Annotated in this window: 20 protein-coding genes; 2 read left to right on the plus strand and 18 right to left on the minus strand. The window is 33.0% G+C overall.

Translation table 11 applies throughout. From position 1 onward, the window contains the following. Positions 1–75: 75 nt before the first annotated feature. The 8 genes from rfbD to KWG70_RS03420 are packed head-to-tail and all read right to left on the minus strand — an operon-like array spanning position 76 to position 8,492. Positions 76–936, minus strand: a complete 861-nt coding sequence (rfbD, locus tag KWG70_RS03385; RefSeq protein ID WP_230934590.1) for a dTDP-4-dehydrorhamnose reductase — start codon at positions 934–936, stop codon at positions 76–78. Further along, complete coding sequence (gene rfbC / locus KWG70_RS03390; RefSeq protein ID WP_230934591.1) at positions 926–1,477, minus strand: dTDP-4-dehydrorhamnose 3,5-epimerase; 552 nt, start codon at positions 1,475–1,477, stop codon at positions 926–928. The genes rfbD and rfbC overlap by 11 nt, the downstream gene beginning before the upstream one ends. A 5-nt stretch (positions 1,478–1,482) precedes the next feature. Next, complete coding sequence (gene rfbA / locus KWG70_RS03395; protein WP_230934592.1) at positions 1,483–2,337, minus strand: glucose-1-phosphate thymidylyltransferase RfbA; 855 nt, start codon at positions 2,335–2,337, stop codon at positions 1,483–1,485. Continuing rightward, positions 2,337–3,353 (minus strand): dTDP-glucose 4,6-dehydratase, encoded by a 1,017-nt coding sequence (rfbB, locus tag KWG70_RS03400; RefSeq protein ID WP_230934593.1) that lies wholly within the window; start codon positions 3,351–3,353, stop codon positions 2,337–2,339. The genes rfbA and rfbB overlap by 1 nt, the downstream gene beginning before the upstream one ends. Next, complete coding sequence (locus tag KWG70_RS03405; RefSeq protein ID WP_230934594.1) at positions 3,343–4,398, minus strand: hypothetical protein; 1,056 nt, start codon at positions 4,396–4,398, stop codon at positions 3,343–3,345. Before KWG70_RS03405 ends, rfbB begins: the two co-directional genes overlap by 11 nt. Before the next feature lie 8 nt (positions 4,399–4,406). Further along, positions 4,407–6,095 (minus strand): DUF6909 family protein, encoded by a 1,689-nt coding sequence (locus KWG70_RS03410; protein WP_230934595.1) that lies wholly within the window; start codon positions 6,093–6,095, stop codon positions 4,407–4,409. A gap of 28 nt (positions 6,096–6,123) precedes the next feature. Beyond that, a complete protein-coding gene (locus KWG70_RS03415; RefSeq protein WP_230934596.1) occupies positions 6,124–7,626 on the minus strand; it encodes a GH3 auxin-responsive promoter family protein in 1,503 nt (500 codons plus the stop codon). Then, complete coding sequence (locus tag KWG70_RS03420; RefSeq protein WP_230934597.1) at positions 7,626–8,492, minus strand: M23 family metallopeptidase; 867 nt, start codon at positions 8,490–8,492, stop codon at positions 7,626–7,628. The genes KWG70_RS03415 and KWG70_RS03420 overlap by 1 nt, the downstream gene beginning before the upstream one ends. A 115-nt stretch (positions 8,493–8,607) precedes the next feature. Between KWG70_RS03420 and tatA the strand changes: the two genes are divergently transcribed. Continuing rightward, positions 8,608–8,799 (plus strand): twin-arginine translocase TatA/TatE family subunit, encoded by a 192-nt coding sequence (gene tatA, locus KWG70_RS03425; RefSeq protein WP_298755457.1) that lies wholly within the window; start codon positions 8,608–8,610, stop codon positions 8,797–8,799. Between the two features lie 53 nt (positions 8,800–8,852). On the opposite strand, the gene KWG70_RS03430 is transcribed toward tatA, so the two are convergent. The 4 genes from KWG70_RS03430 to KWG70_RS03445 form a co-directional block, all read right to left on the minus strand. Continuing rightward, on the minus strand, positions 8,853–9,827 hold the full coding sequence (locus tag KWG70_RS03430; RefSeq protein ID WP_230934598.1) for a DUF4837 family protein: 975 nt from the start codon (positions 9,825–9,827) through the stop codon (positions 8,853–8,855). A gap of 20 nt (positions 9,828–9,847) precedes the next feature. Continuing rightward, positions 9,848–11,449: a LysM peptidoglycan-binding domain-containing protein gene (locus tag KWG70_RS03435; protein WP_230934599.1), complete on the minus strand. Its 1,602-nt coding sequence runs from the start codon at positions 11,447–11,449 to the stop codon at positions 9,848–9,850. A 136-nt stretch (positions 11,450–11,585) separates the two neighbouring features. Further along, a complete protein-coding gene (locus KWG70_RS03440) occupies positions 11,586–12,773 on the minus strand; it encodes a phosphoglycerate kinase (RefSeq protein ID WP_230934600.1) in 1,188 nt (395 codons plus the stop codon). Positions 12,774–12,787: 14 nt separating this feature from the next. After that, positions 12,788–13,858, minus strand: coding sequence for a DUF2652 domain-containing protein (locus KWG70_RS03445; protein ID WP_230934601.1), 1,071 nt, complete (start codon positions 13,856–13,858; stop codon positions 12,788–12,790). A 193-nt stretch (positions 13,859–14,051) separates the two neighbouring features. Between KWG70_RS03445 and KWG70_RS03450 the strand changes: the two genes are divergently transcribed. Then, positions 14,052–15,197, plus strand: a complete 1,146-nt coding sequence (locus tag KWG70_RS03450; RefSeq protein WP_230934602.1) for a DNA polymerase III subunit — start codon at positions 14,052–14,054, stop codon at positions 15,195–15,197. Positions 15,198–15,206: 9 nt separating this feature from the next. Here the strand turns inward: KWG70_RS03450 and KWG70_RS03455 are convergent, their stop codons facing one another. The 6 genes from KWG70_RS03455 to mnmG all read right to left on the minus strand — a co-directional run bounded on the left by KWG70_RS03455 (position 15,207) and on the right by mnmG (position 22,960). After that, on the minus strand, positions 15,207–17,573 hold the full coding sequence (locus KWG70_RS03455; protein ID WP_230934603.1) for a TonB-dependent receptor plug domain-containing protein: 2,367 nt from the start codon (positions 17,571–17,573) through the stop codon (positions 15,207–15,209). After that, entirely contained in the window at positions 17,570–18,481 is a 912-nt protein-coding gene (locus KWG70_RS03460) for a FecR family protein (RefSeq protein ID WP_230934604.1), read from the minus strand. Before KWG70_RS03460 ends, KWG70_RS03455 begins: the two co-directional genes overlap by 4 nt. Before the next feature lie 52 nt (positions 18,482–18,533). Beyond that, positions 18,534–19,049, minus strand: a complete 516-nt coding sequence (locus KWG70_RS03465) for an RNA polymerase sigma factor (protein ID WP_230934605.1) — start codon at positions 19,047–19,049, stop codon at positions 18,534–18,536. Between the two features lie 385 nt (positions 19,050–19,434). Next, positions 19,435–19,953 (minus strand): OmpH family outer membrane protein, encoded by a 519-nt coding sequence (locus KWG70_RS03470; protein ID WP_230934606.1) that lies wholly within the window; start codon positions 19,951–19,953, stop codon positions 19,435–19,437. A gap of 217 nt (positions 19,954–20,170) precedes the next feature. Continuing rightward, entirely contained in the window at positions 20,171–21,028 is an 858-nt protein-coding gene (locus tag KWG70_RS03475; RefSeq protein ID WP_394801626.1) for a class I SAM-dependent methyltransferase, read from the minus strand. Positions 21,029–21,088: 60 nt separating this feature from the next. Further along, positions 21,089–22,960: a tRNA uridine-5-carboxymethylaminomethyl(34) synthesis enzyme MnmG gene (gene mnmG / locus KWG70_RS03480; protein WP_230934608.1), complete on the minus strand. Its 1,872-nt coding sequence runs from the start codon at positions 22,958–22,960 to the stop codon at positions 21,089–21,091. Position 22,961: the final 1 nt, after the last annotated feature.

A 22,961-nucleotide genomic window follows, 5' to 3' on the forward strand; every position in this document is an offset into this window, starting at 1 on the left:
ATCCTTTTTTTGGATAGGTTTAATAATCTGCAAATGTATGATTTTTGTTGCTATTTATCACACCCTAAACCTAGCTTAATCTGTAGATAAGCTTTTAATGACCTCATCAACACTTGCTTTCCAGTTGTTAAGTGGTTTTTTAATGAGTTGTTCTGCTTTTTTGGTATTCAACACACTGTATAATGGTCTTTTGGCTTTAGAGGGATAATCTTTTATAGCAGAGACATTGGAAGTTTTACCCAAAAGTTGTGCTATGTGCAATGCAAGACCATGCCATGTTGTTTCTCCTTCGGCTGAAAAATGATAGATTCCAAAATTACTCACTCTATTAATGATTAAAAACATTATAAAATTTGATAAATCAACACAGCTTGTAGGTGTGCCTTTTTGAGAAGTAATTATAGTTAGTTTTTTATCGTTTTTAAGCTTATTAAAAATTGTCTTTACAAAGTTCTTATTAAACGTCGAATACAACCAAGACGTTCTGATAATAAAATGTCTATCTAAATGCTTTCTTATATAGTCTTCACCCAAAAGTTTTGATGTTCCATAAGCGTTTATTGGTTGCGTTGGATCATCTTCATTATAAGGGCGTGTACTTTGTCCATCAAAAACATAATCTGTAGATATATGAATGAGTGTTGTATTATAGGTTTTACAATTCTCTGCTAAATTTTTTACCGCATTTGCATTAATATCAATTGCAGCTGCTATTTCACTTTCTGCTAAATCTACATTAGTATATGCTGCACAATTAATACAATAGTTAAAGTGATTTGTTTTAAAAAGAAGTGCTAGACTTTTACTATTGGTAATATCTAATTCAGACCTTTCAACAAAAACAAAGTCAATGGATTTGGCAAAATTAGTTGAGAGCTCTCTAATCGTTTTACCTAATTGACCATTGGCACCTGTAACTAAAACTTTACTTTTCATTTAAATACTCTGAAAGTGATGGTAATTTTTTATCCTTTTCTGAGAGGATCGCATCGTCTTCAGAAATTCCCCAGTCAATATTTAAATCTTTATCATTAAATATAAGCCCTCTTTCTGAAGGTTGGTGGTAAAAGTTATCACATTTATAGTTAATAATCGTGTTGTCTTTTAATACGACAAAACCATGTGCAAAACCTTTAGGCACGAACAATTGCTTTTTATTGTCTTGGTTCAATTCTATTGAAAAAGATTGACCAAAAGTTGGAGACTCTTCTCGAAGGTCAACACAAACATCAATCACTGCTCCTTGAACAACGCGAACTAGTTTTGACTGTTCATATTCGCCTATTTGAAAATGTAGTCCTCTTAGCACGTTTTTGGATGACTTAGATTCATTGTCCTGAACAAAATCGATAGTTAGACCAGTTATATTTTGAAATTTATTGGCATTAAAGCTTTCAAAAAAATAACCTCTATTATCTTCAAACACCTGAGGTTTTATAACATAACAGTCTTTGAGATGTGTTTCTTCTACTATCATAAAAACTAAAGGTTTTGTAAATACTCTCCGTAACCACTTTTAAGTAATGGTTTAGCTAATTTAGTAAGTTGAGTTTTATCAATGAACCCCATTTTATAAGCAGTTTCTTCAATGCATCCTATTTTTAACCCTTGACGTTCTTCAATAACCTGTACAAACTGAGATGCTTGCATCAAGGAGTTAAATGTTCCTGTGTCTAACCAGGCAGTACCTTTATCTAAAATTTGAACATTCAAATTTCCTTGTTCTAGATACGTTTTATTAACGTCGGTGATTTCTAATTCTCCTCGCGCACTTGGTTGTATATTCTTAGCTATTTCAATTACAGAATTATCGTAAAAATAAATTCCGGGAACAGCATAATTTGATTTAGGATGCGTTGGTTTTTCTTCTATTGAAAGGGCTTTGTTATTTTCATCAAAATCAACAACACCATAGCGTTGAGGGTCTTGAACATGGTAGGCAAAAATAATGCCTCCATCAATATTGTTGAGTTGCCTTAGTTTTTCTTCTAATCCTGAACCGTAAAAAATATTATCTCCTAAAATTAGTGCCACTTTATCATTGCCCACAAAAGACTCTCCTATAATAAAGGCCTCTGCAAGACCGTTTGGGTTTTCTTGAACCTCATATTTAAAAACACAACCATAATCCTCTCCATTACCAAGTAATTCTTTAAATCTCGGTGTGTCTTTTGATGTTGAAATAATTAAGATCTCTCTAATACCAGCCGACATTAATGTTGTTAACGGGTAGTAGATCATTGGCTTATCATATACTGGCATTAATTGTTTGCTTACAACCCTAGTTAATGGATGTAATCGTGTACCAGAACCTCCTGCTAAAATAATTCCTTTCATTAGTTGTTGTATTTATCTAGATACCAATCAATCGTTTTTTTGATTCCTGTTTCAAAATTTTCATCGGCTTTCCACCCTAATTCATCTTCAATCTTAGATGCGTCTATGGCATATCTAAAATCGTGTCCAGGTCTATCTTTAACAAATGCTATTTGTTCTTTGTAAGATTGCTCTTTAGGTTGTAACTCATCTAAAATCTCACATATTTTATGAGCGATATATAAATTATCTCTTTCGTTACGACCACCTATATTATACGTTTCTCCAGATACTCCTTTTTGAAATACTAAATCTATTCCTTTACAATGATCAAGCACATACAACCAATCTCTAATGTTTTTTCCATCACCATATATTGGAATTTGCTCTCCACTTATTGCTTTTCTAATTATGGTTGGTATCAGTTTTTCGTTGTGCTGTTTTGGTCCATAATTGTTAGAGCAATTGGTGGTAACTACATTCATTCCATAAGTATGAAAATAACTCCTTACAATGAAATCAGAAGATGCTTTAGAAGCGCTATACGGACTATTAGGTGCATACGATGTTTCTTCCGTAAATAAGCCTGTTTCACCTAAAGTACCATAAACCTCATCGGTTGAAATATGATGAAAACGCTTAGATTCACACCCTTCTTTAAATTGATGCGAATCTTCCATCCAGTGCTTTTTCGCTACATCTAAAAGATTAAATGTTCCAATGATATTGGTTTTTATAAATTCGTCAGGCTTTTCAATAGAGTTGTCTACATGAGACTCTGCGGCAAAATGAATAACGGCATCAAAATCATGCGCTTCAAAAAGGCTTTCTATTAAATCTCTATCACATATGTCTCCTTTGACGAACGAATAGTTATCATACGCTGAAACCTCTTCTAAATTAGAAAGCTCACCTGCGTAAGTGAGCTTGTCTAAATTTATAACTTTTACAGTGTTGTAACTTTCTAAAAAATACGGAATAAAATTAGACCCAATAAAACCTGCGCCTCCAGTAATTAAAACACTTTTATCTTTCATATTCTTTAGCATACTTTATAACTTTCATTGTAATATACATCAAAAATAAAATTACGATTGCCAACGCGGGAAACACAAGGGAATATCTCTTAGATAATGTATCAGACCTTAAACCTATATCTGAAAAATTAGATAACACATCATAATATACATTCTCTTCAACCTTAAGTTGATCAAGAACTCGAATCGAATCTCTGATTCTCAATTCATTTTGAAATAAGTCGTACTCTTTTGTGGGAGTTCTTTCCTGAGTAATAGGTAAAAATCCATCAACTCCAACTGAGAGAGTTGCTTTTTCTGATTCTTGATTTAATATCTTTAAATATATTTTTTGTAAAGAATCTATTTTATTTAAATCTTTAAAATACATTGCTTTTTTAATAGCAATTGTAGAATCTCTAACACGCATTAGTTTTTTTGAATACTCATTACTAAATGTGGTTTTGAAACCGTTAGATAATTTCTTAAAAATATCCCTTTTTGTCGACTCTACTCTAATACTAAAAATATCGCTAGAATATAAATCTCGGTTATCAACAAAATCTTCAAAACTTACTTCTTGAGCTCTTATGCTATCAATAGATTTTGCATATTTATCATATTCTTGAATAAGTTGATTTTCTGTTTCTGGGCCAATATCGATTTCAACCTTTTTAATTGTTTTTAAGTCTTCTTCAGAAACATCAAAAATAGTACTTAGTGTCTCATAACTTTCACTTTCCAGTAAAGAGTTGTAGTAATCTATATTTGATACCAGTTGATATTTTGAATTGAAATATGGTTTAACAAGCATTTCAGAATAAAACACTGGTTTTTGTATTTTTTCTAAACCAAAACCCAATAATAAGGCGGCCAAAACCACAATAAAAATCAATTTAAAATTTTCTATTATCGCTTTAATTAAATAAATAATAGAAGAATAAATAGCTTGAAGAATATTTAATATAAAACCAAATATCTTATTAAAGAAATTTCCAATTGCGTTGAATAAAATCCCTAAATCAACTTCTTCGTTAGGATTATTATTAGGTAAATTTTCACTCATATCTGTAATTATTTAAATATCTGTTGTAATATTTTTCTTGTTATTAAATACGTTGGTCTTACACCTGAAGTGCCTAAACCTCCAGAGGCTAATGTACTTCCTGTTTCTAAAGGGTTGTCACTTGCATAGTAAGCATATCTTACTTTAACATCTGGATTGATACTTCCTCTAACTTTAGAAGCTGCTTGAATGGCTTTTTGATAATGTGCTCCTTCCATTTCAAGTCCGATGACATTCCAAGTTGAATTATAAAAGAACTTTAAAATTTCCTTATTCTGAAGAGAGGTACCTAATACTGTAATCATTGCGCCTTCATAAACATCAACGCCTTGACCTTCAAGATCGGTCTTGGATAATTCATTTTCAAATGGGTAATTATCTGCAGTCCCCTCGAATATGTGTGCAGATGGAATCATAATATCGCCTTTTCCTCCTTCTAAAATACCTGCTTTCCCCATGATAGAAACCGATTCTACATTGAGATGTATTTTCTCTTTATCAACTTTATAAGGCTTCAACAATTCATCTATAGTTTCGTAGGCTTGTTCTCCAAAGGCATAGTCCATTACAAATATTACAGGTTTTTCTTCATTTTTAAATGAATCTCCTATCTCGATATCTGTTTTTGAAAAATCTATTTTTTCCGTATCAAAAATCTGAACGTCAATGTTGGTTCCTGAAGTATCTTTAATATACATCATTCCTCTCTGCAACGCTTCTTTACTAATTTTATTGCGCAAAGTCTCATTTTCTTTTTGGCTTATCGCCTCATAGACTTCAAATATATCTTTCTTAGTCGTCAAATTTTTAAGTGCTATTGGTGCAAATATTGAATTCATTACACTGTGCATGTTAGCACTTATCACATGAATTGGTCGGCCTAAAAGATTGTTTTGGTGTAGCACCTCCTTTATATTATCTGCCCAAATTTCACCATGAATATGATGCCCTAATCGTTCTCTTAATACAGGACTAAACGTTACAGTTCTCTTATTGTTATTGACCACCTCTTCGATAGCAAGTTTCCCTAACCAATATACAATATGAAGTAGTCGTTCTGGTTTTATTTTAGTCGTAAATAATGCATGTGCATTTGTTAATTCTTGAAATGTTCTTCCTAAAATGTTCGCAGTATGGGTGATTGCAATTTCACGTTCTTGTTGTGTCAATTTCTTTTTAGAAAGTACTGCTTTTTCAAGTTTGACCCAATCCCGAGTCGTAGCGCCATCTTCGTTTATTAAAACGCGCTTACTTATTTTGTGAGACTCTACAAATAAAAATGTTAAGTGGGTAAGAATATCATAAATTTCAGATCGTCCTCTGGTAATTTCAATATTCATCTGCTCGTCATCTATTCGATAACAATTACGACGCCTTTTAGGAGGTATAATAGGTTTGAAATGAGAGCTTCCATAACCTTCATCGCTAGTAAGATTGATAAATGTACATTCTTCAATACCTTCAGGGAGTCGATCTATCACATATAATAAGCCTTCTAATTCGGCTTTTTCTTCAGCAATAGAACCATATATTTCCGGTCGTAATAACAGTAGGGATTCTCTAAGTGTCTCTCCCGAAACTCCCATAGGTTTATAAAAACCACGATTAAACAAGTGTCTCATCGTAACATACATTCTTTCAATTGCATTCGAGCTCTCTTGGGCTCTCGTTCTTTCATGATGTTTCTTTTTACTCATACGCATAAGTTTGCGCACAAATATAGCACTATTTAGTTAATTTTTGAACGTATAAAGCATCTGCAATTTTTCTGTCGTTTGATAGTCTCGGAATCTTATTTTGTCCACCTAATTTTCCGATGGATTTCATATAATCTTGGAATCCATTTTTTTGTACCGTCGTCACCTTTAGTGGTTGAAGTACTTTTCCATCGATAAGATCATAATAATAACTGTTTTGTTGTTGTAAAGATCTATCTATTTTAGTGGCAAGATCCGACAGGTTTTCAGGTTCATTTTCAAACTCAATAAACCATTCATGAAACGGCAATCCAGAGTCAGGATTAATTTGAGGTGCAACCGTAAATTCAGTAACACTAATTGACGATGACGCTATAGCTTCTTGAAGCGCCTGTTCAACCTCCTTCCCAATAACATGTTCTCCAAATGCTGAAATAAAATGTTTTATTCTTCCAGATACTATAACTCTGTAAGGCTTGGTCGATGTAAACTCGACTGTGTCTCCAATATTGTATGCCCAAAGTCCTGCGTTGGTGGATATAATCATAACATAATTGACACCTACTTCTACATCTGCAATTGTGATTCGCTTTGGGTTTTCATCAAAGAATGTATCCGCTTCTATAAACTCATAAAACATTCCAGAATTTAATTGTAACAACATTCCTTTTTCGTTTTGCCTGTCTTGAAAAGCAAAAAACCCTTCACTTGCTGGGTATAGTTCTATACTGTCTACTTTTCTTCCAATGAGATTTTCAAATTTAGATCTGTAGGGCTCATAATTAACACCACCAAAAATGAATAGGTTGAAGTTTTTAAAAACATCTCCAACTTTTTGTCCCGTTTTATGCTGGATTTTCTCAAAATACATTTGCACCCAAGATGGTATTCCCGAAATTACCGTCATGTTTTCTGGTAGGGTTTCTTCTACAATAGCTTCTACTTTGGTTTCCCAGTCATCGATACAATTTGTTTCCAGTGACGGCATTCTGTTTTTTTGAAGATATTTAGGAACGTAATGCGCTACAATTCCCGAAAGGCGTCCAAGTTGAATTCCGTTTTTTTCCTCTAAAACAGGACTGCCTTGCAGAAAAATCATTTTCCCATTAACAAACTTACTGTTTCCTGTTTCTGCAATGTACATTAAAATTGCATTGCGAGCAGCTTCAACATGGGTTGGCATACTCTCTTTTGTTAGCGGAATATATTTTGCACCCGATGTTGTCCCTGAGGTTTTGGCAAAGTAAAGCGGCTTCCCTTTCCAAAGCACATCTTCTTCACCAGCCACCACTTTATCTACATAAGGCTTTAAAGCTTCATAATCTCTAATAGGAACGCGTTCTATAAAGTCTTGATGTGTGTTTATAGATTTAAAATCGTGATCTTTTCCAAACTTAGTATGGCTTGCCTCTTTTATTAATTTCTGAAAAACTTTTTTTTGGGTTTCAATAGGTTTATTTGACCATTTTAAAATGGTCTTCCTAACATTTTTTGCAAATAGTTTTGCTAGTTTAGGCTTTAATGATATCATTAATTAAAATCTATAAATTGAGTTGGATTTACTGGATATCCTTTTTGCCATAGTTCAAAATGCAAATGAGGTCCAGTGGTTAACTCGCCTGTATTTCCTGCCATAGCAATAACTTCTCCAGATTTTACCAAATCTCCTTGTTGTTTAGTGATTGAAGCATTGTGCTTATATACTGAAATAAGTTCATAACTATGTTCAATAATAACCACATAACCTGTTTCTGCTGTCCATTCGGCGAAAATTACTGTACCATCTGCAGTGGCTTTTACTGGTGTGTCTTTTGCTACAACCACATCAACTGCAAAGTGCTTTTCTCTTAAATTGTAACCTTCAGAAATGGTACCGTTTACTGGAGGAAATAGCACAAAATTAGAGGACGAAATATTAGATTCAAATACATTATACTTGTCTTCTTTATCAACTAAATCTCTTAATATGGAATCTTCCTTTGTTGGAACCAAATCTAAATCGTTAGGATCTATTGTAGAGGCGTCAACAATAGAGTCTCTATTAAATTCAACTGTGCTAACATCTCCTGTAAGCACTTTTTTTATCGACGTATAATACTGTTCATTAAGATCAATAACTTGTTGTAGTGAATCGGTCTTATAATTTAAAACTGTTGCTTGTTTTTTAAGAGCAGTCGAAGAATAGCCTGGTATATACTCTTTCAAAGATGTAAATGCTATTAAAAAAATAGTGCCAGCTATCAATAAAATTGTACCTAAAGATAAAATAACAAATACATTGAGTCGTGTTAATTTTATAGCAAAACGTTCTTCAAAAGTATCTTCATTTAAAACGACTAAACGATACTTGTGAAGTAATTTTTTTGAAAATTTTTTTTCTTTATTTTTTTTAGCCATAAGACTACAAAATTAAATAAAATTACTCCAAGTTAGTGGGATGAATCTTAAAGTTTAAATTTAAACGTTTTGTTTGAAGTTTAATTATTAAATTTGCAGTTCAAAATAATATATTATGATATCAAGTTCAATTTTTTTAGGAATGCCAGGATACGGTTCAATCATATTGATCGTTGTGGTTGTATTACTTTTATTTGGAGGAAAGAAAATTCCTGAACTTATGAGAGGTCTAGGAAGCGGTATTAAAGAATTTAAAGACGCTAGTAAAGAAGATGATAACTCATCTACTGCAGATAAAAAAGAATAGTGAAATTTCTATTAATAAAAAAAAGCCAACATTTGATGTTGGCTTTTTTTTATTTATTTTATTCGTAATGATTTTATGATGGACTCGAGTTCAAAAACATAATCTCGCTTTTGTACTGAAGGTGCAAAAACATAACCTTCAATAACAACATATCTATCATTCACTTTGTCTTCTATGGCATAGTTGATAAATGGTCCAGACATAAAGGCATTTTTCAAATCCCATAGCCCTTTAGTCTCAAAAGCTGGCTTGTTATCTACAATGGCTTCGTTTATAAAAGGTGTGAAATGCTGATCAGTTCCCATAAAAGAGCCTTCAAGAGCGCCTTCAATATGAATTTTACCTACCGAATCTCTCACTTTAATAACATCTAAAACTGTACTGTCGCCTTTTCTTATGGACGACAAAGGAACCTCATAAACCATTAAATCTACATTACCCGTTTCAATATCTCTTCTAATCCAGAAAAAATCACCATCAGATTTAGCAATTCTATAAGCCGATGGGAATTTAAGTGAAACGCCAAGTTGTTTCTCTAATTGAGCATCATTAAATAAGGATTTAGATGTTCTACGTTGTCTTTCGGTAATTTCAGTTTTTTTGAAAGCATCTACAATTTTTGGAGCGTTTGCTTTAATTTCAGCTATGATTTCTGCATTAGTTTGTCCCGAAATAACGACCATTGTTTGTGGAGTCGCATAAGCATCTTTTGCTATTTTGGTCGCAGCTTCTTTTCCTTTTTCTATTTTTAAAACCGTTCTGTTTTTTTTTGCAAACCCCGAAAACACTTGTGTTGGCATTTGGCTCATTGTGAATTGAGGCTCTTCATTAGATAGTCCTTCTACAGGTGCTGCTAGTACATCTCTAATAGCATCTCCAACTTTGCCATCCCACAAAAGATTATCTGAAACAACAACAACACTATTAATGTTTCCAGATGATTTACCAACGAAACGCTTCTGGTTTTCATCCTCACAAGAATTAAATAAAGTAATAATTAACAGTAGGCTTAATGCTTTTTTTATCATGTCTTTAAAGTTTATTACGCTTACTTGGATACTACAAGCGTCATTCCTATTTTTAATTTGTTACTGCTAATATCGTTCCATTCTTTAATGTTTTGAACAGAAACTCCTGGAAATTTTTGAGAAATACTCCAAAGCGAATCTCCTTTTTGCACTCTGTAAGTAGATTTGCCTTCAGAATTTATCACTTTTTTGGGTTTACCAGATGTGACTTTATTACCAGAAGACGTTGACGGTTTTCTAGGATAAATAGTTAATCGTTGACCTATTCTTAAATTATTACTTCTGAGACCATTCCATCTTTTAATTTGGCTAACTCTAACCCCATATTTCCTTGCAATTTTTCCGAGATAATCTCCAGACCTAACACGATACCTAATTTTGCTGTTTGAATCAAAAAATTGAGGTAATGGTTTTTCTCTTTTGCTTAATTCTTCTTCTACAAAAGCATAAATCTGTTGCTCATTAGTTACGAACTTACCTACCGCTTCTCTTGGTAACCTCAGCGTATAATTCTCTCCTTTTATATACGGAATAATATCAAGCTTGTATGATGGATTCAAAAACTGTAATTGCTCCATTGGAACGTCAACTAGTTCTGAAACCTGATCGAGTGTTATCATTTTTTTAACATGAATCGTGTCTGTTTCAACATAGTGATACTTAGGTCTTTCAACCTTGAAACCATGTTCTTCGGCAAACTCAAAAATATACATTGTGGCTAAAAATGCTGGAAGATAACCAGCGGTTTCACGTGGAAGATGTGGTCTTATATTCCAATAATTCTCATAACCTCCAGAACGACGAATGGCTTTAGTAACATTTCCTGGTCCCGAATTATATGCGGCCAAAGCTAAATCCCAATCACCAAAAATTTTGTACAGTCGGGCTAGGTATTTACTAGCTGCTTCTGTAGATTTTATTGGGTCGCTTCGTTCATCAACATAACTACTTACATTAAGACCATATTCTTTACCTGTTCCAAACATAAATTGCCACAATCCTGTAGCACCAACTCTAGATCTTGCTCTAGGCTTTAAAGCAGACTCTACAATGGCCAAGTACTTTACTTCTAAAGGAATGTCATAGTTGTCTAAAGATTCTTCAAATAATGGGAAATAGTAGTGGCTTAACGACATCAATCGAGACATTGAATTACGACGATGTTTCAAATACGATTTTATAACACTTTCTAAAGACGGATTGTATTCAATATTGAAAGGTGTTCTTGCATTGAGTCGCTTTAACCTTGCTTTTAAAGTGTCGGTAGTTAGCTCTGGATAATCTACAGGGTCGTATTTTAATTCTGAAACAGACTTGTATATGGTATCAAATAAGTTATTGCTATATAATTCTTCAAGCCATTTTTCATCAATTTCTGCGGCAAGCTTCTGGTCTTCCAGCGTTCTAACAGCTACAGAATCTGCCACTGGTTTTATACCAAGATGTTTTCTAAAGTAGGTTTTACCATCAATAATGGTATCGACGACGTAGGTTTCGCCTTCTATAAATTCAGATTCTGTTAGTCTTTTAACTTTGGTTGTCTTCGGAATTGAGTCTTGACCAAAACCAAAAAAACAGCACAACAAAATACCAAACGTTAGGGATATTAGTTTTGGTTTCATGGGTTAACTATTTATCTATCTAAAACGATAGGTCAGCTAAAATCGTATTTTTTTGGTTAAAATGAAAGTTTAATTAGACAATTTAACGTGTTTTGTAGGATTATTCTGAGAGAATATGGTTGTTACTTACGACCATTTATTCTAAAATGGCAGCAATACCTGGAAGTGTTTTCCCTTCAAGACTTTCTAACATTGCACCTCCTCCAGTACTTACATAGCTCACCTTGTTTTCAAAACCAAATTGTTTTACGGCAGCAACAGAGTCTCCTCCTCCAACAAGTGAAAATGCACCATTTTTTGTAGCCTCTGCTATAGAATCTCCAAGAGCAATTGTTCCTTTTGCAAAATTCTCCATTTCAAAAACACCTAAGGGTCCATTCCATAAAATGGTTTTACACTGTATAACTACATCGTGAAATAGTGTTTTAGATTTTGGTCCAGCATCTAAACCTTGCCATCCATTAGGAATTTCAGTTACGTCCATAATTTGAGTATCGGCATCGTTGCTAAATGCATTCGCTGCTATAACATCTACTGGTAAGTGAATTTGAACATTTTTCTCTTTAGCTTGTTTCATAATCTCTATTGCCAAATCCATTTTATCATCTTCACAAATAGAATCACCAATAGCGCCTCCTTGTGCTTTTATAAAAGTGAAGGTCATTCCGCCACCAATAATTAGGTGGTCTACCTTATCGAGTATATTTTCAATAATTGTGATTTTAGATGACACTTTAGCACCACCAAGAACGGCAAGTACAGGTTTCTCACCTGTTTTCATTACTTTTTCAATGCTTTCAATTTCTTGTGCAAGTAAATGACCAAAGCATTTTGTGTCTGGAAAAAATTGTGCGACAATCGTCGTTGAAGCATGTGCTCTATGCGCTGTGCCAAATGCATCATTAATATAAATATCTCCTAGTTTCGATAAAGATTTAGCGAAGTTTTGATCTCCTAATTTTTCTTCTTCGTGAAAACGGAGGTTTTCTAATAATAATATTTCTCCCGGTTTTAAATTATCTGATGCTTCTTGGGCAATTGGACCAACACAATTTTCGGCAAACTTTATGGATACGCCTAAAATATCTTCTACCTTACTCAAAATGTGCCTTAATGAAAACTCTTCTTGAACACCTTTTGGTCGTCCTAAATGCGACATTAAAATGCAACTTCCTCCATCTTCCAAAACTTTTATAATGGTAGGTTTAGCAGATATAATTCTTGTGGCATCTGTGACTTGAAAATTATCATCCAAAGGCACATTAAAGTCTACTCGAATTAATGCCTTTTTATCTTCAAAATTAAAATCGTTTAACGTTTTCACTTGTTTAAGATATTTTAGTTGTTAGTTTGTTCTGTTGTAAATCCAGAATCGATTAGCAAAATAAGTTCTTTAATATTTTCTGAAATAATTTTTTGGAAGTTTTTTTTCATTAATGGCTTCATTATTATCCCAAAAGGTTTAAAATCTACAAAAACCTCAATATTTAGCTTAGTAAATCCTTTTTCTAATTCTTCCAACACATAATAAACATGTACGCGTTTTGTAAATGGGATTTCTTGAGTGGATTCTCCATATACCAATTGATTAGGTTCAACCTCCTTTTTTAGTGTAGTTTGTTCAACGCGTTTTTTATTAATTAGGCATTGGTGCTTAAGCCCAGACCTATTGACCTTGTTTTTTTCATATTCTAATTTGTCTACGCCTTTTACCCATAACAGTCTATAATCGAAGTTACTGATAACCTCATAAAGCTCCAGAATGGGTATTTGAATTATTTCAGTACTATCAAATAATTTATGTTTTGGGATGTCATCAGGAATTGGTTTTATTTCCGGTAATTGATCCTTTAGATGCGCTAATGGTTCATAAGAAAAGTTAATGCTTCCAAAATCGTAAATTCCAGTTAAGGTGTTTGGTGATGTCTTATAGTTACTCGGTATTAAGGGTTCGGTAAACATCGCATACTCCTCCAGTGGCACTTCATTTTTGAGTAATCTATGTACCTTAATCACATTGCTACCATACGGTTTTTTACTGTCTTTAATTTTAATAAACTCAATCTCGCCATAATGCACGATAAATTTCAGTGTTAAATTATATGCAGAAGAACAGGCGCCACAATTACAAATACGCTGGTATTCATAACGTTTTAAATGCGAATGAAATGCTAAATACATTTGCTCGATTTGCTTATTGACTTCTTTTAAATTCACCTCATCTTCAAGTTTATATAAAAACAAAGCGTCTCCTTCAATTTCTGCCAATTTTAGATCCATACTAATACTATCGATTAACAGCTCAAGAAGCTCAGAAATGATATGGCGACTGTGGTAGATATCTGTATTATGGACAAACTCAGTAAACCCAGAGATATCTGGAATAAAAAGAATAGCGTTTTGAGTCATTTTTTAATCTATAAGCGGCTTTTTTTGTATTCATAAAAATAAGCTGATTTATCTTTTTATGCTTACAATATTATGTTAAAACCAAAAAGAGCCTAGGTCTTATTTTTTTCAATTGTTCTAACGAGTAAAAGATAACCTTGATAGATATTAATAAACCTATTAAAGATTTAAAAAAAATATGTAGGTTTGCTTCATGTTATTCTCTGAAATTTTAGGCCAAGAGCACATAAAAACCCACCTGACTAAAAGTGCCGATTTTGGGCGTGTTCCTCATGCGCAATTATTTGTTGGCCCAGAAGGTTCTGGAACTTTAGCAATGGCAATCGCTTATGCTCAATATTTGTTGTGTAAAAACACTAATGGAGAGAACATTGAAGGTGATGAAGCTTGTAATATAAAGTTCAAAAATTTATCTCATCCAGATTTACATTTTGCTTTTCCAGTAGCAACAAATGATAAAGTGAAAAGCCACCCTGTTTCTAGTCATTTTTTAGAAGAATGGAGGCAATTAATAGACAGGCAGCCTTACGGAAACTTATTTGATTGGTATCGTTTGTTAGGGATAGATAATAAGCAAGGTCAAATTGGTGTTGATGAAGCTCAAGATATTGTTAAAGCACTGTCTCTAAAATCTTATGAAGGTGGCTACAAAGTGATGTTGATATGGATGGCCGAAAAAATGAATACGTCTGCAGCTAATAAACTTTTGAAGCTTATTGAGGAGCCACCAAATAAAACAATTTTCATTTTAATCGCTGAAGATGAAGAGCAAATTATAAACACTATTAGATCACGTTGTCAAGTTTTACATTTTCCGCCTTTAGCTGAAGAAGTCATTAAAGAGGCGTTAATTAAAAACTATCAAATTCCGGAACCCGATGCTATTAAAATAGCTCATCAAGCCAATGGAAATTATAATAAAGCCTGCGATATTGTTTATAGTGATAGCGAGGATACTCAGTTTGAAGAATGGTTTGTGTTTTGGATTAGATCTGCATTTAAAGCAAAAGGAAACAAAAGCGCTATACATGATTTGATTTCTTGGAGCGAGACTATTGCTAAAACTGGACGTGAAACGCAAAAACAATTCTTGAGTTTCTGTCTTGATTTTTTTAGACAGGCATTATTACTTAATTATAATGCCAATGAATTGGTTTTTATGGAACCTAAAACTGCATTTAAATTAGAAAAATTTGCGCCTTTTGTTCATGGTAATAATATCATGGATATTTCAAATGAGCTTCAGGATGCAATCTATCATATTGAGCGCAATGGAAATTCTAAAATTATCCTTACCGACTTATCAATTAAGTTAACAAGATTACTTCACAAAAAGTAAAAACACTATCTAAAACTCGACTCTAAACACGAGGTTTGGTGTTATTCCAAATGAAAAGAAATCAGATTGAACCACTTCATAATCTGGCGTATTACTATCATCTAAAGGATCGCCTAAAAAGAATTGACGAAACAGCACATTTTCTCTATCATATAAATTGATAACAGAAATACCTACTTTACCCTTCCATCTCCCATCTTTTGAAAATTTAAACTTGTATGTGGACGAAAAATCTAATCTATGGTAGGTTGGCAATCGTTCTTCATTAACATCGCCAAAATTGAAAAATATAAACTCTTCGTCTGAGGTAATCGATTCAAGTTCTGTGTAAGGTCTACCTGTTCTAATCCTCCATCCCAAAGAGACTTCGAGGTTTTTAAAATTATAAGCATGAGACCAGCTAAAATTATGTGTGATGTCATAATTTCCAGGATACGTCATATCATTATTAAATTCGAACGTATCAAAGTTTAACTCTTGGATGGTGATGTCGTTATTTAAAAAAGAATAGGCAATCCAAGTTCTATAATTTCCAATTTTCTTGTTGACTAATACATCTACACCAAAGGCCTCGGTGCTTCCCGTTGTATAAAAAAACGACACATCTCTAAAACCTCTAGTATTAGTTGTGATTCCTTTTATGTTTCTATAATAGGCCTCAACATCAATATTCCATTTGTTTTTCTGATATTCAAAACCTGCTGAAACCTGTCGGCTTCTCTGAATAGGAATACTATCACCAGAAGCCAAAGTCCACACTTGGTTTTCTAGACCAAATCCCAGATTTGAAGATTGAAATTCTATCACTTGACTTACAGCCTGAGTCTTTGCTTCGAAAGCAGCCTTTAGCTTAATGTCGTTTGTTAGTTTGGTTTTTAAGGTCAATCTTGGTTCAAGATACATGTTATCGGCAACGGAATAGTTTGTTGCTCTAATACCAGCAATAGCCTCAAACTTATCACTATTGTATTGGTATTCGGAGTAAAGTGTGTGTGTGTTATTAATTAGTGACAATGATTCTTCAAAAGGTACAAGGTCAAACAACTCTTGAAAGCTATATAATGAATAGCTCACATCATTTGAAGAAAACTGATACCCAGCATTTATGGCGTGTGTTTCGTTAAGCTTAATGTTCGTTTCTATAGAAGCACCTATCTCTTTGATATCATTTCTTTTTTCGCCTTCTTCAAAAAAACCAAAAAATGTTTTCTCACCAGAATAGTCTAATTCAAAATTTGAGAAAAAAGCTTCAGTTTTAAAAGCCACCTTTTCATTTAATGTTCTATTCCATGTTAAACTAGCTCCTCTGTTTTTTATATCTAATCTATCTCGAGACGTCTCAACATCATCTTCAAATCTAAACTCATAATCTAAATCATTATTTGTGTATAATGTGCTAAATGTTAGCTTATCTTTTGGAGAAAGTTCGGCAATAACTTTAGCTGTATAATCTGCAAAATAAAATGTATTGTCGACACTCGAGTTTAGTTCGTTTTCATCAATATATGATCTTATATCTTGAAATACACGATCAGAAAAATTACTAAAGGTTATAGTTTCAAAAACATCAGTAAATGATCGTCTTGCAGATACAACAAGCCCTATTTTATTCGTTACAGGAGCTTTAACATAAAAATCGGCATGGGTTAAATTAGAACCAAAACCAACTTTTAGTTCTTTAGGTACATCTGGTGTAGACGTAATATCAATAACACCAGACAATGCATTTCCATAACGCGCTCTAGTTCCATTTTTTGTGAGGTTCACCTCGTTTGTTACATAGGGATTGAACGCAGATAATATACCAAAGAAATGTCCAGAATAATACATTTTTATGCCATCCCAAAGCACCAAATTTTGATCAGGAGTTGCACCTCTTATATACAAACCAGCAGCGGTTTCATCTGGACTTTGTAATCCGGGTAAAATTTGAAGACTTTGTAATACGTCTGGCTCAATTAAACCAGGTAATATGGCTAATTTATCTGGCGAAACAGAAATGGAGCCATCACTTTTTTTATTGATTCCTATAGTGGGATACTCTGTAAGAAGCACCTCATCCAACTCTTGAAGGTTAGATATACTAGAGTTATTAGCCCTTATAGTATAATATCGATCTGTGATTTTTTTGAAACTAACCCTAGATTGTTTGGTAATAGCTTCTAGTATGCTATTTAAATCAATTTCATCGTTATTTAAAGTTATGAATTGATTTTTTAAAAGTTTTGTGTTGAACGAAAACTTTACGGCATACTTCACCTCAATGTCTTTTAATACATCTTCTAAAGGCGTTTTGTTGTAGTTTACAGAAGTTAACTCTTGGGAACATACTGTAAACGAAAGCAATAGTATAATTATTAGAAATTTATATCTCATTCGCTTTTAAAAAGAACAATCTTTTGTTCTCCCTCAAAAGTATATGAAATTTCCATAGCATCAAATAAAGTTTCTAAAGCAGTATTAATATCGTCATGTGTAAAGCTTCCAGTAAAGCGCTGATTTTTATCAATACCCTTGGTTTCAAAAGTTACATTGTATTGGTTTTGAAAAGCAATTAGAACTTGTGTTAATGGTGAATCATTAAAGCTACTCTCTCCCAGAATCCATGATGGTTTTTTGTTATTAAAGTTCCACTCTTGAATCACACCGTTAACAGACCTAAAGCCTTTGCCCTGGGTTAATGTAACTTGCTTTTGTTTTAAATCAGATGCCTTTACCTTTCCTTCTAAACATTGCACTTCAAAAAAGTTAGGTTGAACAGCCACATTAAATTCTGTTCCTAATACCTCAACAGTTCCTTCATTCGTTGTTACTAAAAACGTACTCCCCTTTTCAACTTCAAAAAAGCCTTCACCTACAAGTTTTAGAGCTCTTTCTTCATCCCAATTACCTTCATTAAATTCTATGCTCGAATTGGCATTTAATCTTACTTTAGAATTATCTGGTAAGGTTATCGCTAATTGTTCTCCAAAACCTGTTTGATAGTTTGTTGAAGTGTCTGTAAAATAAAAATATCCTAAGGTTACTACTAAAACCGCAGCTGCTGTATATATCCAGTTTTTTAATTGTTTAACAGCTTTGTTTTTATGTGTTCTTAACTGTTGTATTTTGACATATTCCTTTTCAATATCATAGTCAGGTACATTTAAATTATTAGTAGCATCTATGATTTTTTTATAATCATCATACACATTAGAAGACTTGAGTGCTTCTATCTCTTCTTGAGATAATTCGCCTTCAAGCCATTTCCTAATAATTTCTCCATTTGTAATATCGTTCTCCATTTTAAAATTCTTCTTACTTTAGTAAAACCGTTATACTGTGTTTTACCCTACTTTATATATTACTTATTTTTTTTCTCAATGTATCTAAGGCTTGACTCATCCGTTTTTCGACCGCTTTAATCGAAATACCTAACAATTCTGAAATTTCTCTGTACTTTTTCTTATCTATTCGGCTTAATAAGAAAACAACACGTTGCTTTTCTGGTAAATCTGCAATGGCTTTGTTTAGTTTTAACAGAAACTCTTTTTCTTCTAAAATAAACTCAGGACTCTCATTAGTTTGCTGCCTCATAATCGTTTTTTGATACTCTAAAACCACTTTTTTGTGAGTAACCTGATTTAAAAATGCATTGTTAGCCAATGTAAACATATAAGACTTTGCCTTTTTAAGAGCCACTTTTGCACAGTTTTTCCATAACTTAATAAAAGTGTCTTGAACAATATCTTCCGCTTGCTGAATATCACCACACTTATAGTAAATGTAATTCCTAAAGACTTTAGAATGTGTTTTAAAAAATAACTCGTAGGTTTTTTCATCACACATAGATGAGTTCTTAATTGTCGCCATATATCTAAAAAAGAATTGGACCTAAAACTATAAAAAAATACTTAAAAAGCGAGGTCTTTATTCTTTAAACAAATTAAAGCCCTAAAACCTTTCTAAATAAAATTGAAAAAAAAAGTAGGGTGTTTGTTTTTTAAACTGTTTAATATTAGTAACCGCTAGTTTTTTACTACTGGTTTTTAATAGTCTCAAGTTTGCTAATCATATATAAATCCATTTTTATGGTATAGACAACATAGTCTTTTGGTTAGAATGAAAAAGGAAACACGTATTTAGAGTTGGAAAAATTGTTATGAATTAATTAGTTAGTTATCCTTTTTTAACAAAAAGAGAGGTGAAATTCACCTCTCTTTTCTTGTTTTTTATCTGATAATGAGGTAGTTAAATACTACTCTTCCTCTTTTGATTCAGAATTCAAAGCCTCGATTACTGCTTTAGTAATATCATTCCCTTCGGCACCATACAGAACGCTCCCAGCATCATTTGATCCTAAAATATAAGTATATCCATTTTTCTTTCCATACTCTTTTACAAAAGCTTTAACCTGTTTTACTAGTGTATCTAACTCCTTTTGTCCTTCTGCATTTAAACTTTGCTCTTCTGCTCTCAACTGATAGTCCTGCATTTGCTTTTTTTGTAGCAAGGCTTGATATTGAGTCTCAGCATTCTTTTTAGACATTGAAGCAGAATTGGTTTGAAATAATTGCGCTTCAATTTGAATGGCTTGTTGTAAGCTATCTGCTTTTTTATTGAATTTGTCAATTTTAACCTGAAAGGTCTTTTCGAAATCCACTTTTTTATCAAACTTACTGACTACTTCTGTATTATCTACGAAAGCAATTTTTTGTTGTTCTTGACATGACACCAAAACAATTACGAAAGTCAAGACAGCTACTATTTTTTTCATTTTACTTTTAATTTAATTTTTGCAAATGTAAGAAAGTGCATGAGTTTTTTGGTAAAAAACAACACTATAGATAATATTTATAGAGTTTTGTTTATATATTTCTAAAAACTATAAAAATCCAACTCGTAAAACCGCTGTTTTAATTCTATAAATCTTTAAGACACCCAATTACATGTCTTCAATAGTAAAAAGCTCTTAAATCGCATAAAAATGTGTTTTAGCTCTTTTTTATCACATATATTAGTGAAGAATACTCTCCTGTGCGTCTTGCTTTACTATTTGAACGCCAACCATTCCAAAACGCTTTGATTGGGTTCATAACCCCTCTTTTATATTTTTCAGAAAGTAAGGATACATAATAGGCATCAAATAGCATTGGAACCGTTTTTACAATTTCCATGTTTTTTAGAGCCACTAATCTAGAAATCGCTTTTTGAGAAAAATGCCACAAATGTCTTGGTACATCAAAAGCTGCCCAATAGTTTTTATAATATGTAGCATCGTAGCTTTTAAAATTTGGAACAGCGATAATTAATCGCCCTTCTGGTTTTAATAATCTTTCAAAAATTGCGATATGGTTTTCTAATTGTGGTAAATGTTCAAGGACATGCCATAGAGAAATCACATCAAAAGTTTCGGGTTCAAACTTTGATAAATGTGAGATTTCAAAAACAGTATCTCCTGTTTTTTGATTAGCAATTGATCTTGCATTTTCATTTGGCTCAATTCCAAAAACATCCCAACCTTTATCTTTTACAACTTTTAAAAAATCACCTGTCCCACATCCAACATCTAATAAAGTATGTCCTTTTAAATGAAATGAATTAATCAATTTTAGTTTCCGTTTAAGAGCAATTGATTTTACAAAGTGATAGACCTTTTCAAATATATTTCGTTTAGAATCTGTATGTGAAATATAATCTTCACTATCATAATAACTACTTAATGTGTCTTCAGATGGTTGAGGAAATGTTTCAAGCATATCCATTTCAGTATTATAAATCAACTGAAATTCTTCTCCTGAAACAGAATAATCTTTAACATTCAAATAGGTCTTATCTTCAGATTTAGTTATCACAAAAAAAGATTGGTTTTAAAATGTTCCACGTGAAACATATCATATGAAATTGTGTTTTTATCGGCCCAAATATACTAACAACACCGAAACATCTGCAGGAGAAACTCCACTTATTCGCGATGCCTGAGAAATCGTAACTGGTTGAATTTTTGTTAATTTCTGAATAGCTTCAGTGCTCATAGATTTCAATTTTGTATAGTCAAAATTTGTCGGGATTTTCACGTCTTCTAACCTATTAAGTTTATCTGCGTTGTTCTTTTCCTTTTCTATATATCCAGAATATTTGATTTGTATTTCAGTTTGTTCGATGACTTCTCTGTCGAGATTATGTTCTTGAATATAATTCTCAACAGCCTCAAAACGACGCATGTCTTCAGTAGTTATATTAGGTCTAGAAAACAATTTAAACATCTTATCAGATTGCTTCACCAACGATGAGTTTTTTGCTTCTAAGACTGGATTTGCTTCCTCTGGTTTAACACTCGTTTGTCTAAAGAAGTTGACAAAATTATCAGATTGTGTTTGTTTTTCTTCCATTCGCCTCAATCGGTTCTCACTCGCTAAACCAAGTTTATACCCTTTTGGCGTTAGTCTAAAATCAGCATTATCCTGTCGTAATAACGTTCTGTATTCTGCTCTAGAAGTAAACATTCGATAAGGCTCTTCAGTTCCTTTAGTGATTAAATCATCAACCAAAACACCTATATAGGCTTCGTTCCTTTTTAATATAAATTCATCCTTTTCCTGAACTTTCAACGCAGCATTAATTCCCGCCATCAATCCTTGAGAAGCTGCTTCTTCATATCCAGTTGTTCCGTTAATTTGACCAGCAAAAAATAACCCGTCAACTAATTTAGTTTCTAAAGTGTGTTTCAATTGTGTCGGCGGAAAATAATCATATTCGATAGCGTAACCTGGTCTAAAGAATTTCACATTTTCAAAACCTACAACAGATTTTAATGCTTTAAACTGAACGTCTTCTGGAAGTGACGTAGAAAACCCATTCACATAAACCTCGACGGTATTCCAACCCTCGGGCTCCACAAATAATTGATGTCTATCCTTATCAGCGAAACGATTAATCTTGTCTTCAATTGACGGACAATATCGCGGCCCAGTACTTTGAATTCTTCCATTAAACATTGGCGAACGATCAAACCCCTCACGAAGTAAATCATGAACTTCAGGACTCGTATAAGTCATATGACACGAACGTTGTTCGGTTAATGGTTTTATATGTTCTAAATACGAAAATTTTTCAGGTTGATCATCTCCAGGTTGCTCTATCATTTTAGAATAATCTAAAGAACGACCATCTACTCGAGGAGGTGTGCCTGTTTTCATTCTGCCAGAATCAAATCCGAGATTAATGAGCTGTTCCGTAATTCCGGTTGCTGCTCTTTCTCCTGCCCTTCCTCCTCCAAAATTTTTATCACCTATATGAATCAAGCCATTTAAGAAAGTACCATTAGTAAGCACAACAGTTTTTGCTTTAATTTCTAAACCAAGCGATGTTTTTACTCCAACAACTTTGTGGTTTTCTACAATTAAACCTGACACCATTTCCTGATAAAAATCCAAGTTTTGAGTCTGCTCCAAAAGTAGTCGCCAGTCTTCAGCAAAACGCATTCTATCACTTTGTACTCTCGGACTCCACATAGCTGGTCCTTTAGATTTATTAAGCATTTTAAATTGAATAGCAGAGGTGTCACTTACAATTCCACTATAACCACCAAGCGCATCTATCTCTCTAACAATTTGTCCTTTAGCAATTCCACCCATAGCTGGGTTACATGACATTTGCGCAATGTTTTGCAAATTCATTGTAATAAGTAAGGTTTTGCTTCCCATATTGGCAGCAGCGGCAGCAGCTTCACTTCCCGCATGTCCTGCACCAACAACTATGACATCATATACTTCGTTGAACATA

Origin of the sequence: Psychroserpens luteolus, assembly GCF_021032705.1 — a bacterium.
Classification (GTDB): Bacteria; Bacteroidota; Bacteroidia; order Flavobacteriales; family Flavobacteriaceae; genus Psychroserpens; species Psychroserpens luteolus.

Coding starts and splice junctions, on each gene's coding strand:
- rfbD (WP_230934590.1), bottom strand. CDS start 936: ATGAAAAGTAAAGTTTTAGTTACAGGTGCCAATGGTCAATTAGGTAAA.
- rfbC (WP_230934591.1), bottom strand. CDS start 1,477: ATGATAGTAGAAGAAACACATCTCAAAGACTGTTATGTTATAAAACCT.
- rfbA (WP_230934592.1), bottom strand. CDS start 2,337: ATGAAAGGAATTATTTTAGCAGGAGGTTCTGGTACACGATTACATCCA.
- rfbB (WP_230934593.1), bottom strand. CDS start 3,353: ATGAAAGATAAAAGTGTTTTAATTACTGGAGGCGCAGGTTTTATTGGG.
- KWG70_RS03405 (WP_230934594.1), bottom strand. CDS start 4,398: ATGAGTGAAAATTTACCTAATAATAATCCTAACGAAGAAGTTGATTTA.
- KWG70_RS03410 (WP_230934595.1), bottom strand. CDS start 6,095: ATGAGTAAAAAGAAACATCATGAAAGAACGAGAGCCCAAGAGAGCTCG.
- KWG70_RS03415 (WP_230934596.1), bottom strand. CDS start 7,626: ATGATATCATTAAAGCCTAAACTAGCAAAACTATTTGCAAAAAATGTT.
- KWG70_RS03420 (WP_230934597.1), bottom strand. CDS start 8,492: ATGGCTAAAAAAAATAAAGAAAAAAAATTTTCAAAAAAATTACTTCAC.
- tatA (WP_298755457.1), top strand. CDS start 8,608: ATGATATCAAGTTCAATTTTTTTAGGAATGCCAGGATACGGTTCAATC.
- KWG70_RS03430 (WP_230934598.1), bottom strand. CDS start 9,827: ATGATAAAAAAAGCATTAAGCCTACTGTTAATTATTACTTTATTTAAT.
- KWG70_RS03435 (WP_230934599.1), bottom strand. CDS start 11,449: ATGAAACCAAAACTAATATCCCTAACGTTTGGTATTTTGTTGTGCTGT.
- KWG70_RS03445 (WP_230934601.1), bottom strand. CDS start 13,858: ATGACTCAAAACGCTATTCTTTTTATTCCAGATATCTCTGGGTTTACT.
- KWG70_RS03450 (WP_230934602.1), top strand. CDS start 14,052: ATGTTATTCTCTGAAATTTTAGGCCAAGAGCACATAAAAACCCACCTG.
- KWG70_RS03455 (WP_230934603.1), bottom strand. CDS start 17,573: ATGAGATATAAATTTCTAATAATTATACTATTGCTTTCGTTTACAGTA.
- KWG70_RS03460 (WP_230934604.1), bottom strand. CDS start 18,481: ATGGAGAACGATATTACAAATGGAGAAATTATTAGGAAATGGCTTGAA.
- KWG70_RS03465 (WP_230934605.1), bottom strand. CDS start 19,049: ATGGCGACAATTAAGAACTCATCTATGTGTGATGAAAAAACCTACGAG.
- KWG70_RS03470 (WP_230934606.1), bottom strand. CDS start 19,953: ATGAAAAAAATAGTAGCTGTCTTGACTTTCGTAATTGTTTTGGTGTCA.
- mnmG (WP_230934608.1), bottom strand. CDS start 22,960: ATGTTCAACGAAGTATATGATGTCATAGTTGTTGGTGCAGGACATGCG.